We start from the raw sequence: 11,177 nt of genomic DNA, 5'->3' as shown, positions 1-11,177 counted from the left end.
ATCTCCTCAGCCAATTGAGGAGCTTCTTTTTTGAGAAAACGATCTCCTGAACCAATTCAGGAGTTGCTTTTTTAGGAAAATGAATTCTTCATTCAAATGAAGAGCATTCCTGATTGTGAAATAATCTCTCATAACATCATTGCCATGCAATCTGCTATCAAAAGTGCTTTATAGAGAATTTTATAGCAATAAAAAAGTGCACCAAAAGATGCACTTTAATTTATTTTGATCCATAAAGATCTTATTCTTTCAGCTTTTTCGAAACATACACGAAAAACTCAATTGCTGCAATAAAAAGCAAGGTGTATCCAAACAACTCACTTCCCTCTTCAACTGCATTTTTCACCCAACGTTGCACTGGTTCCAATTTATCAACATCGAACAAGGCACGCCATACTTTCTTGGTTCCAAACAAACGCGAGAAAACAAATACACTTAAAAAACCTGCAATAAAGGTTCCGAATGCGGGGGTTGTAAAAAACTCCTCAAGGTTTTCCCAAATTTGCTGGCGCTTGCGATACACCAAAAAGATGGAAAATAACATCACAAACAATGCAAATGGGAACCAAGCTCCGTGATATATATTATCGAAATAAACATCGAACTCACGAATTAAGGCTACCAAAGCACCACCACCAAATAAATAGGAAATGGCTTGGTGTCCTTTGGATCGAATCCCTGCCAAAATAAACATGATACTGGTTAGCAACAAATACAATTGTTGCATCCATTCGGTTTGGGAACCTTCTCCAAATTTTCCCCCATCGATAAGAATACCTGCATCGCTTTTAATGATTAATGCCGATGCTACTACAGGAATGGCATAAAGAATTACCCTAACTGCAGCAAAAATAATTGGTTTTAAATTCATCTGTTTATATATTTTAAGTCTTAAAGTCTAATAGTCGAACCGTTAGAAAGTTCAATTTTTATTGTTCATTATTCTTAATTAATATCTCTGCTTTCTGCAGTTGCTCTGGTTTTCCCAAATCGAACCACAAATCTGATTGATCTTTGTAGGCTAACATTTTTTCGGTTTTTGCCAATCGCAAATACAAATCGATAATGGAGAATTTTCCATCCTCCTCTATCAAATCAAAAAGTTTAGGATTAACTAAATGAATGCCACTAAATGCCAAAGGTTTCGATTCTTCATATCAACCCTAGCCTTCTTTACCTCTCCAGTCTTACAATTCTTCCAACCCGTTAGCTGTTTCTCTTTGTTAAAATACAAATAACGACTGCTTTCGCGCTTTCGCATCACCATGCTTACCAAAGCTTTTGATGATTCGTGTTGTTGAATCAATTCATTCAAATCAATTGAAGAGAGAATATCTACATTATAAATTAACACAGGAGCATCAGGAATAAATAAATCTATGGCCTTCTTTAACCCTCCACCTGTATCCAATAAATGATCTCGTTCATCAGAAATACGAATATCCACACCAAAATTGTTATTCTCTTTCAGGAAATCCTCAATTAAATCGGCAAAGTGGTGCACATTTATTACAATGCGATCAACACCCAGCTTTACAAGCTTTTGAATTGCTCTTTCCAATAGTGTTTTGCCGGCAAGTTCAACCAAAGCCTTTGGTTTGGTATTGGTATAAGGTTTTAACCTTGTGCCCAATCCTGCGGCAAATATCATTGCATTCAACATTTTTCAGTTATCAGTGAGGTTACTTGTAAAATATTTTGTCTTTATCTATTTCTATCTTTTTAGCCTTGCAAAGTTTCTTGGCACTTTTTGCTACTCTATTGCATTTCGGACAAATGAATTGTTCCGTTTTACAAACCTTCTCCGCATACTCCTCTGGTGACAATTTACAACGCTTCTTGCTCATTTTTAATTCCCCTCTATTTCTCTTTCAATATGTCGCAAACTTATATTCACATCAAATTTTTCGCTTAAATGCTTGGCTAAACTTTCTGCTGAAAACACTGAGCGATGTCGACCTCCTGTACAACCAAAACTCACCTGTAAATTTGTAAATTTTCGTTTAATGTACTTTCCAACACTCATATCTACAATAGCGTAAACCGATGTAAGGAATTCATCCATTTCACTCTTTTCTTTGAAAAAGTCAATTACTGGCTGATCTTTTCCTGTCATTTCCACATACTCCTTATACCTTCCCGGATTATGAATGGCACGACAGTCAAACACGAATCCCCCTCCATTTGTTGACTTATCCAATGGTATTCCCCTGCGATATGAGAAACTATTGATCTCCACATGTAGTTTAACCTCTTCTTCTTTTCCCACTTGCTGTAAAAATTCCGAACCAACCACTTCATTTAGCGCTTTGGTTAATTCTGGTAATTCCACAGGCATATCCAATCGATCTAATATCGTTTCCAAATTCTTTAGCGCATATGGTATCGACTTTAAGAAATGCTCTTTTCTCTCGTAAAATCCACGGAAACCATAAGCTCCCATTGCTTGCATAATACGAATCAGAACATATCCCTGGAAGAAGGATTTGAATGCTTTCAAATCGACTTCTTGTACTTTCTTAATCTCCTGAAGGTAATGATCAAACAATTCATCTCTCACTTCTTGCGGCAAATCGGCCTTTGCATCATAAAGCAATGATGCCAAATCATATTGTAAAGCTCCTTTTCTTCCTCCCTGATAATCGATAAACCATGGTTCACCATTCACCAACATGATATTTCTTGACTGAAAATCGCGATACAGAAAATAATCTCTTGGTGCATCTAAAAGATAATCCGAGAACTTTTGAAAATCATTTTCCAGGAACTGTTCATCAAACGGAATCTTAGCCAATTTTAGGAAGTAATATTTAAAATAATGTAAATCCCAAATCATCGATTGCTTATCGAAGCTATCTCGAGGATAACAAGCGGTAAAATCCAATCCTTCTCCCCCTTCCACTTGAAAACGCACCAATTGACTAATGATTTTTTTGTAAATCAATACCAAATCGGTAGCAAACCCTTCACCAACACGAAGGTTTAATATGTAATCAAACAAAGTTGTTTTTCCTAAATCCTGCAATAAGTATAATCCATTTTCATCGTCTTGATGATAGATTTCTGGAACTGGTAAATTTTTAGATAAAAAATGCTTGCTAAAACTTATGAAAGCATGATTTTCTTTTAAGTCGGCATTATAGGCTCCAAGAACAATTCTCTTTTTACCAATAATTCTTATATATTCTCTGTACGAACCAGATTGCGGAAGAAGCTCTGTTTCAACTACTTTATCTTGAGCCCAATTTTCAAACAATCTGATTAATGCGTTTTCAATTTCTTGTTTCAATTCTGTATTTTTTAGAGGTTATCCTGACATGCGGATTTACAAATTTATAAAAAGATATAACACAGAAGTATTTCAATTAGTATTGCTGGTAACATATTCAAAACTTTAATTTTTTTAAGTTCCAAAATGCTTATTCCTAAAGCAATTATTAACACTCCTCCTATTCCGGTTATTTCATTGATTACAACTTGGGGAATAATATCGCCAAACAATGCTGCCAAAAGGGTTAATCCTCCTTGATAAATTAAAAGAGGAATAACCGAGAAAAGAACTCCAATTCCCATTACTGCTGCCAAGGCTACCGAAGAGATTCCATCCATTAAAGATTTGGTTAACAGCAACGTTGGCTCTTTGCCCATACCTTCCTCTAAACTCCCTACAATGGTCATTGCACCCATACAAAAAAGCATAAATGCAGTAAGCAAACCAGTTGAAAAGTTTGCATCTCCACTGCCTACCCTTTTCTTCAAACGTTCACTTAATGTCTCTACTCGCTCTTCCAATCGAAGCAATTCTCCGAACAAAGATCCCAGCACCAAGCTAAACACCATAATAAGCAATTCATTTGCCTTAAGTGCCATGCTAATTCCCAGGTAAAGGGTAAAAACACCAATTGCCTGAAATACTATTTTAAATAATCGTTCGGGAATTTTAGTCCTAAATAAGAGACCAATGCTACCTCCAAGAATTATAGCACCAACGTTGATCAGCGTTCCTATCATAAATCTACATTTTGATATCAAATAACTAAATTAAATAAATTAATGGAAGCTAGGTATAGAATTACAAAAAGCTTTGCCTATTGACAAAGCTTTTGTGCCCAAGGCGGGAGTCGAACCCGCACGCCCAATCGGACACATGGCCCTCAACCATGCCTGTCTACCAATTCCAGCACTTGGGCAAGGCAAGCAAAATTAACAAAAAAGAAATAATTGCAAAAGATTTTTAATCTTATCCTAATAATTCCATATATTTAATTCTGCTTGATTTCGTATTGGAGAATGTTTTCATGTTTATATCTTTGCGCAAATTTAAAATTTCGATATGGCTAATCAGAAGAAGGACTACTCCTATTTAGATAAAATCGCATTGCAATCTGATAAATGGGATGGATTGAATAAGAATGAACTGCAAGTAATGACTTTTAGAACATGTTTTTTATATGGTGAAAGTCGCAACAAAAATATTATTCCTGTTCTTTTTCGCATGTTTGAATATCTTATGGCTAAAACTTCTAGCGAAGAAAGAACAAAACTTCTTACTGCGCTAAGTTCAGTTATCCGAAAAAGTAATCCAAAAGCTGTTATGGCTTTATTTCCATTTATTCAGGTTGAAACAGATGGACAAATTGTTCGTACTGCAAGCCAATTTTTCGTCAATCTTTCGGTTTTATCAAATAAGGAGTTTCATTCTGGAACAAATATTCTTCTGGAATTGATTAAAGATGCACCTGAAGATAGAAACTCAGCATACATCATACTGGGATTAACCGATATTGAGAATGAAAAAATCAATCAAATGCTGAGAATTGTAAAACCTCAATTGGGTAATGAAGTGCTTAGCATACTTCACAATAATGGAATTCAGTTTTAAATAAAGAAACTTATACGATTGTCCAAATATCTAGATTTTTACATCTTTTAACACGACTATTGGACATCGTAAGATTTTTTTTTTTAGTTTTGATTTAGAAATTTATGTTTTGATTAAAAATACATTTAACTAAATAAAAAACTAGAATGAATATTGTAAAATCAATGTTTTTACTGTTTGTAGTGCTACTTGCCACAAATAGAATTCAAGCACAAACAGATTTAAATCAAGCCTTAGAACAAGCAAAAAAAGAGAACAAATTTGTATTTATGAATTTCTCTGGCTCCGATTGGTGCAAATCCTGTATCTTATTAAAGAAAACCATCCTAAACACAGAAGAGTTTAAAGATTTTGCCAAAAACAAACTTGTTATTTTAAATTTGGATTTTCCTCGTTCTAAAAAGAACAAACTCAGCAAAGAACAAGTCAAAGTTAACGAAAAGCTTGCCGAAAAGTATAATAACAAAGGGCATTTCCCTACCATTGTTCTTCTGAATAAAGAAGGGAAAGTTTTGGGAAAAACCGGCTACAAAAATCTAAATCCCACTCAATACATTAATCACATAAAATCATTCTTAAATTAAAGGAATGAGACGATTACTGACAATGGCACTTTTCCTTGTCCTCAGTCTTATCACATACGGACAAAATAAATCGCATAAAAAGGTCTTGCTGTTAATGGGATCCCGGTTCGAAATTACAGCAGTTACCAGGGATGCAATAAAAGCAAATAATGCAATAGAGGCTGGGATAAATGAAATACAAAGAATTGAAAACTTAATTTCTTCCTGGGATTCAAATTCACAAACATCGGCAATTGTTCGTAATGCTGGCATTAAGCCTGTTCAAGTTGATCGTGAATTGTTCAACTTAATCAGAAGAAGCAAAAAAATATCTGATTTAACACATGGTGCATTCGATATTAGCTATGCATCAATGGACAAAATATGGAAGTTTGACGGAAGTATGATTCAAATGCCAGATTCAGCTAGCGTAGCAAAATCTGTTTCAAAGATAAATTACAAAGACATTATACTGGACAATGAGAATACAAGCGTATTTCTCAAAAAGAAAGGAATGAAAATTGGCTTTGGTGCAATCGGTAAAGGTTATGCAGCAAATAAAGCACTCGAAGTGATGTCGAAAATGGGATTAGATGGTGCCTTGGTAAATGCTTCTGGCGATTTAATCACCTGGGGAAAAGATGAAGATGGTAAGGATTGGAAAATTGGAATATCAAATCCTAAAGAAAAAGACAAAATATTTTCTTGGTTGAGCATAGGTGAAACAGCAGTTGTAACCTCTGGAAACTATGAAAAATTTGTGACCTTCAATGGAAAAAGATATTCACATATTATTGATCCCAGAACAGGTTATCCTGTAAGTGGATTAAGCAGTGTTACCATTATTTGTCCGAATGCCGAATTGGCTGATGCACTTGCCACTTCTGTTTTTGTTTTAGGAGCTGAAAGTGGTTTACAATTGATCAACAAATTAAATGGAGTTGAATGCATTTTGGTTACCGACGATCAAGAAATGATTACTTCCTCCAACTTAAAGTTAGAATATCACAAAACAAATAATCAAAATAACTCACATCAAATTCAAATAGGAAAATTCAATGAGTAAAAGAAAAATCAAATTAATGCTATTTGGATTGCTTGCTGTAGTTGCCATGAACAGTTGTGTTTCTGTGGCGGCATATCAAAAAGCATATCTTAACGATGCTGAAATGGCATTGCAAGCAAAAAAATTAGAGGTTTACGAAACCAATTTCCAGGCGTATCGTGAAGGTGCGGCAGGTGCTAATGGTGGAAAATCGGGAGGAGGTTGCGGATGCAATTAAAAACTCTATTAAGCCTGTTTTTGTTATTAGGAATTGGCATGACAGGATTCTCTCAAACCGATAAAAATAGTCTTGACGACAGACAGGAAGAAAGTCGCAAAAAAGTTAAGATAAAAAAATCGCCTGAAGATTTTAAGGATACTGAGGTGAACTTCCTATTCAATTATTACGAACAGGACGGCGATCATTCTCCGGTTACTGGTGGAATGGGTACAGAAGAATTGGACAATGTTGCGCCAAGCTTTGTGGTTCATGTTCCTATTGACTCTTTATCGGCTCTCGATTTAAACTTTGGAGTAGATATTTACTCATCAGCATCGACAGATAATGTCGATTATTTTGAGATCAATAAATCTTCTGCTTCAAGTATGGATGCAAGAGTTCACTTTAATGCTGCCTATTCGCACACTTTAGCTAATTCGGGTAATGCTTATAGTATTTTAGGTGGTGCTTCGGTAGAATTTGATGTTACCTCCTTTCATGCAGGTGGTTCTTACACTTTTAATTCAAAAGACCAAAACCGATCTCTAACCATTGATGGTTTATTCATGAATGATACGTGGAATCGAATTTATCCTGTCGAACTCAGAGAACCTGAAAAAGAATGGCTTAAAGACGATGTTCGTACAACCTTAAAGTTGGGCTTGTCCTACTCTCAGGTAATCAACAAGCGCTTACAAGCTTTATTTTCGGCTGAAGTAGTCTCGCAAAGCGGATTATTATCAACCCCATTCCATAGGGTATTTTTCGATGATGCGAACATCAATGACGATATGGCTACTTTAAGAGGATTAAGTCATGTTGAGCAATTGGATGACAGCAGACTGAAAATTCCAATCTCTATGCGATGGAACTATTATTTAAGCGATTTTGTTCGATTAAAAACCTTTTATCGATTCTATACCGACAGTTGGGGAATATCAGCACATACTGCTAGTATCGAATTGCCAATGATGGTTTCTCAATCATTTATAGTTTCACCGTTTTTCAGGTATCATACTCAAACTGCCGCTGATGACTTTTATAAGTTTGGTCAGGCAAGTGCTACCAACACTCCTGAATTTTATACATCTGATTACGACTTATCTGATTTTAATAGTTACAAAGTAGGTATTGGATTTCAGTATTCCCCAGTTATGGGAATTGGCAAATTTAAATCGCCGTTTAGAAAAGGAAAGGTTGCCCAATTTAAAAGCATAGGGCTAAGAGCAGCTTATTACGATAGAAGCGATGGCTTAAATGCAATGCTAGTAAGCCTTGATTTTGGATTTACATTCTAATTGATATATCAAAAAGACTTCCTAAAGGGAGTCTTTTTTTTGTGAATGCATTCCTATTTCATAAAACCGAATTAAACATACTTTGCAAACCAGCAAACTACCTTTTTTTCTATTTTTTACCAAATCATTACAAAATGCAGCTACAAGGTCAGAAGGTATTTTTTGAGGATTTAAAGAATAAAAAAAGCTCCTCCATAAAATGAAGCAGCTTTAGTAATGCTAGTTTGTACAGTAAAAAGATCCTCAAAAGAGGAAATTTCTTCAAAAGAGCGAGAAACGAGACTCGAACTCGCGACCCCAACCTTGGCAAGGTTGTGCTCTACCAACTGAGCTATTCTCGCAATTTCTTTTTTTTATTTAAACGGAAAAGAAAAACCGTTTTGAGCGAGAAACGAGACTCGAACTCGCGACCCCAACCTTGGCAAGGTTGTGCTCTACCAACTGAGCTATTCTCGCATTTTGTAATGAACCGTTGTTCTTACAATTGCGATGCAAATATAGAGATTCCCTAGTTTTTCGCAAGTGTTTTTTTCAAAAAAGTTTCAAAAAAACAACGATCGCTCCCCTAAATTTCTGAGTGTTTGCACAAAAGAAAAGGGAAAAAATTTTGCAATTCTTTCCCTTTATTATTTAAATCAGCTTAAATCGTGCTTATAAATTATCTTTTAAAAATTTATTGAAACGCTTGTACAGGTGTAATCTGGTTTTACCTCCATAAATACTATGGTTTCTGTTGGTATATATTTGCATCTCGAATTGTTTGTCAGCTTGAACCAATCGCTCTGCAAACTCATAAACATTTTGTACATGAACATTATCATCTGCAGTTCCATGGCAAAGTAATAAGTTTCCTTGTAGTTTGTCTACATGATTAATTGGCGAATTTTCATCGTAACCTTTAGGATTTTCCTGAGGAGTTCTCATAAAACGTTCAGTATATACTGAATCATAGTATCTCCAATTGGTTACTGGAGCAATTGCGAGTGCAGCAGCAAAAACATCAGGAGCTTTCTCCAAACAAAGCGATGACATGAATCCACCAAAGCTCCAGCCCCAAATTGCAATTCTATTTTCATCAACAAACGACTCCTCTGATAAAGCTCTTGTTGCTGAAATCATATCATCCGACTCAAGTCTTCCCAATTGCATGTATGTACATTTGCGGAACTCCTGACCTCTGGCACCAGTTCCACGGGGATCAACACATACCACAATATATCCTTCCTGAGCCAAGTACTGGTACCAATCAAAACTCCAGCTATTCTGAACACTTTGTGAATTAGGACCACTATACTGAGTCACTAAAACCGGATATTTCTTAGAAGGATCAAAATCGAATGGTTTAATCATCCACGCATTCAGCATTGTCATACCATCAGCTGCTGGCAACATTGTGAACTCTTTCGGATTGTATTGATAGTTTTTCAGCTTCTCAACCAAAGCCTTGTTATCTTCCAAAACACGAATTAGTTTTCCTTTGTAATTGTATAAACTAACTGTGTTTGGCTGCGTAACACTCGAAAAGTAATTGATATAGTATTTAAATCCATTACTAAATACCGTTCTGTTGGTTCCTTTAGCAGAAGTAATTAATTTCTTACCAGTTCCATTCAACTTCACAGAATAAGTGTTTCTGTCCATTGGCGAAACCTCAGCCGATTCATAATAACATACTTTCTTTGCTTCATCAAAACCAAGAAAATCTGTCATATCCCAATCGCCTGATGTAATTTGATTAACCGCTTTACCAGTTACCATATCGAACAAATATAAATGATTGAAACCATCTTTCTCATCAGGATAAATGAACTGTGTTCCATTATCCAGGAAAGTGAGGAAATCAAAATTACCTTCTTCAACGTAATACTTGTTTTCTTGTGTATACATTACATCCGACTCGCCAGTTTTAGCATTTGCCAGCAAAAACTCCAATTTATTCTGATGACGATTCAAACGGTAAATGGTTAGATTTTTAGGATCTTTGGTCCACTTCAATCTTGGAATATACTGATCCTTTTCCTCTCCTACATCCATTTTTTTGGTAATACGATCTTCCACGTTGTAAACCCAAACGCTTACTTCCGAGTTCTTCTCTCCTGCTTTCGGATATTTGTAAGTATAGTTTTCAGGATATAGTGCATTCTCTTTCACTTGCGGATACAAACCTTCAAACTTGTTCATATTAAACATCTTCACTTCGCTCTCGTCAAACTTCATGTATGCAAGAAATTTACTATCAGGCGACCATGTAAATGCTTTATTGAATTCGAATTCTTCTTCGTAAACCCAATCAGGAGTACCGTTCTGGATTTTATTAAACTCACCATCTTTGGTGATTCTAATTTCCGACCCGAAAAGAACATTATGAATAAATAAGTTGTTGTCTCTTACAAAAGCAATTCTGTTTCCATTTGGCGAGAAAGTTGCCAATCTTTGCTTTCCATTTTTCGATAGCGGAACCAACTCCTTATTTTTAAAAGAAAAAACATAATAATCAGCGGTGAATGATCTTCTGTAAATCCTCTCCTGGTTTGTCGTCAAAAGAATTCTCCCCTCATCATTACTGAATGTATACTCACTAATATACTTTAGTTCAGTATCCTTCATTTCACTTAAATCGAATAAGGTTTCGACAACTTTGCCCGTTGCAAAACTGTACTTCACAATTTTAGTTCCATTACCCTCCAATGTAGTGTAGTGTACTCCATCATTCATCGAACGTAATCCATACACCGATTTTTGACCAAATGTGCGATTCAGCATCAAATCTTCCATGCTTATTTTCTTCACGTCTTGCTGAGCAAGAACTACAAGTGAGAAACACATCACGATAGCAGATGTTAAAATCAATCTTATTTTTCTCATGTTTGTTGAATTATTTACAATTTGTATAGGTTGTATTTACAAAGTCCAAAGATTCTACTTTTTTGCAGAAAAGAAAAATTTTTAATCCTGATATAAATCAGAACTAATAAGCATTACAAGTCCAAATCGTGTGCATAAAATAATATCTCATCTTAAGAATTTGCTAAATCTATTGAAATGCTAAATATTGCTTACAATTTAAAGTTCTATTTGCACAGAAAGTTATATCTTTGTGGATTGAATTTCAAAATGGTTGAATTATTATCTCAACCAACTGAATATTAGAACGAAATTCATATTTTCT

At 35.2% G+C, this 11,177-nt stretch carries 11 protein-coding genes and 3 tRNA genes; 5 read left to right on the top strand and 9 right to left on the bottom strand.

Annotation, left to right across the window (positions count from 1 at the left end; translation table 11 throughout):
• Positions 1 to 241 precede the first annotated feature (241 nt).
• From JCM15579_RS18675 to JCM15579_RS18655, 6 genes are all read right to left on the bottom strand, one after another.
• Positions 242 to 871 (bottom strand): type 2 periplasmic-binding domain-containing protein, encoded by a 630-nt coding sequence (locus tag JCM15579_RS18675; protein ID WP_054722616.1) that lies wholly within the window; start codon positions 869 to 871, stop codon positions 242 to 244.
• A 58-nt stretch (positions 872 to 929) separates the two neighbouring features.
• Positions 930 to 1,094 (bottom strand): hypothetical protein, encoded by a 165-nt coding sequence (locus JCM15579_RS21025; protein WP_218186240.1) that lies wholly within the window; start codon positions 1,092 to 1,094, stop codon positions 930 to 932.
• A 20-nt stretch (positions 1,095 to 1,114) separates the two neighbouring features.
• Entirely contained in the window at positions 1,115 to 1,651 is a 537-nt protein-coding gene (locus JCM15579_RS18670) for a sugar phosphate nucleotidyltransferase (protein ID WP_218186239.1), read from the bottom strand.
• Positions 1,652 to 1,849: 198 nt separating this feature from the next.
• On the bottom strand, positions 1,850 to 3,289 hold the full coding sequence (locus JCM15579_RS18665) for a RapZ C-terminal domain-containing protein (protein WP_054722614.1): 1,440 nt from the start codon (positions 3,287 to 3,289) through the stop codon (positions 1,850 to 1,852).
• A 44-nt stretch (positions 3,290 to 3,333) separates the two neighbouring features.
• Positions 3,334 to 4,011 (bottom strand): DUF554 domain-containing protein, encoded by a 678-nt coding sequence (locus JCM15579_RS18660; RefSeq protein WP_054722612.1) that lies wholly within the window; start codon positions 4,009 to 4,011, stop codon positions 3,334 to 3,336.
• A 95-nt stretch (positions 4,012 to 4,106) separates the two neighbouring features.
• Positions 4,107 to 4,190 (bottom strand) — tRNA-Leu (locus JCM15579_RS18655).
• A 143-nt stretch (positions 4,191 to 4,333) separates the two neighbouring features.
• On the opposite strand from JCM15579_RS18655, the gene JCM15579_RS18650 reads away from it, so the two are divergent.
• The 5 genes from JCM15579_RS18650 (at position 4,334) to JCM15579_RS18630 (ending at position 8,008) form a co-directional block, all read left to right on the top strand.
• Positions 4,334 to 4,882, top strand: coding sequence for a hypothetical protein (locus JCM15579_RS18650; RefSeq protein WP_054722610.1), 549 nt, complete (start codon positions 4,334 to 4,336; stop codon positions 4,880 to 4,882).
• A gap of 146 nt (positions 4,883 to 5,028) precedes the next feature.
• Positions 5,029 to 5,466, top strand: coding sequence for a thioredoxin family protein (locus JCM15579_RS18645; protein ID WP_054722608.1), 438 nt, complete (start codon positions 5,029 to 5,031; stop codon positions 5,464 to 5,466).
• A gap of 4 nt (positions 5,467 to 5,470) precedes the next feature.
• Complete coding sequence (locus JCM15579_RS18640; protein ID WP_083464768.1) at positions 5,471 to 6,511, top strand: FAD:protein FMN transferase; 1,041 nt, start codon at positions 5,471 to 5,473, stop codon at positions 6,509 to 6,511.
• A complete protein-coding gene (locus JCM15579_RS18635; protein ID WP_054722606.1) occupies positions 6,504 to 6,728 on the top strand; it encodes a DUF4266 domain-containing protein in 225 nt (74 codons plus the stop codon). Before JCM15579_RS18640 ends, JCM15579_RS18635 begins: the two co-directional genes overlap by 8 nt.
• 20 nt (positions 6,729 to 6,748) lie before the next feature.
• Positions 6,749 to 8,008: a DUF3570 domain-containing protein gene (locus JCM15579_RS18630; RefSeq protein WP_172677471.1), complete on the top strand. Its 1,260-nt coding sequence runs from the start codon at positions 6,749 to 6,751 to the stop codon at positions 8,006 to 8,008.
• Between the two features lie 268 nt (positions 8,009 to 8,276).
• On the opposite strand, the gene JCM15579_RS18625 is transcribed toward JCM15579_RS18630, so the two are convergent.
• The 3 genes from JCM15579_RS18625 to JCM15579_RS18615 form a co-directional block, all read right to left on the bottom strand.
• A tRNA-Gly gene (locus JCM15579_RS18625) sits at positions 8,277 to 8,349 on the bottom strand.
• Positions 8,350 to 8,391: 42 nt separating this feature from the next.
• Positions 8,392 to 8,464 (bottom strand) — tRNA-Gly (locus JCM15579_RS18620).
• Between the two features lie 195 nt (positions 8,465 to 8,659).
• Positions 8,660 to 10,873 (bottom strand): S9 family peptidase, encoded by a 2,214-nt coding sequence (locus JCM15579_RS18615; RefSeq protein ID WP_054722602.1) that lies wholly within the window; start codon positions 10,871 to 10,873, stop codon positions 8,660 to 8,662.
• Between the last annotated feature and the right edge of the window lie 304 nt (positions 10,874 to 11,177).

This window comes from Marinifilum fragile JCM 15579, from assembly GCF_001310955.1.
In the GTDB taxonomy this organism is placed as follows: Bacteria; Bacteroidota; Bacteroidia; order Bacteroidales; family Marinifilaceae; genus Marinifilum; species Marinifilum fragile.
Note: the sequence above shows the minus strand (reverse complement) of the source record. Positions and strands in the feature narration are given on the sequence as shown.

Bases quoted from the DNA above. Each gene is read 5' to 3' on its own strand.
- JCM15579_RS18675 (WP_054722616.1), bottom strand. From the start codon at position 871: ATGAATTTAAAACCAATTATTTTTGCTGCAGTTAGGGTAATTCTTTAT.
- JCM15579_RS18670 (WP_218186239.1), bottom strand. From the start codon at position 1,651: ATGATATTTGCCGCAGGATTGGGCACAAGGTTAAAACCTTATACCAAT.
- JCM15579_RS18660 (WP_054722612.1), bottom strand. From the start codon at position 4,011: ATGATAGGAACGCTGATCAACGTTGGTGCTATAATTCTTGGAGGTAGC.
- JCM15579_RS18650 (WP_054722610.1), top strand. From the start codon at position 4,334: ATGGCTAATCAGAAGAAGGACTACTCCTATTTAGATAAAATCGCATTG.
- JCM15579_RS18645 (WP_054722608.1), top strand. From the start codon at position 5,029: ATGAATATTGTAAAATCAATGTTTTTACTGTTTGTAGTGCTACTTGCC.
- JCM15579_RS18640 (WP_083464768.1), top strand. From the start codon at position 5,471: ATGAGACGATTACTGACAATGGCACTTTTCCTTGTCCTCAGTCTTATC.
- JCM15579_RS18635 (WP_054722606.1), top strand. From the start codon at position 6,504: ATGAGTAAAAGAAAAATCAAATTAATGCTATTTGGATTGCTTGCTGTA.
- JCM15579_RS18615 (WP_054722602.1), bottom strand. From the start codon at position 10,873: ATGAGAAAAATAAGATTGATTTTAACATCTGCTATCGTGATGTGTTTC.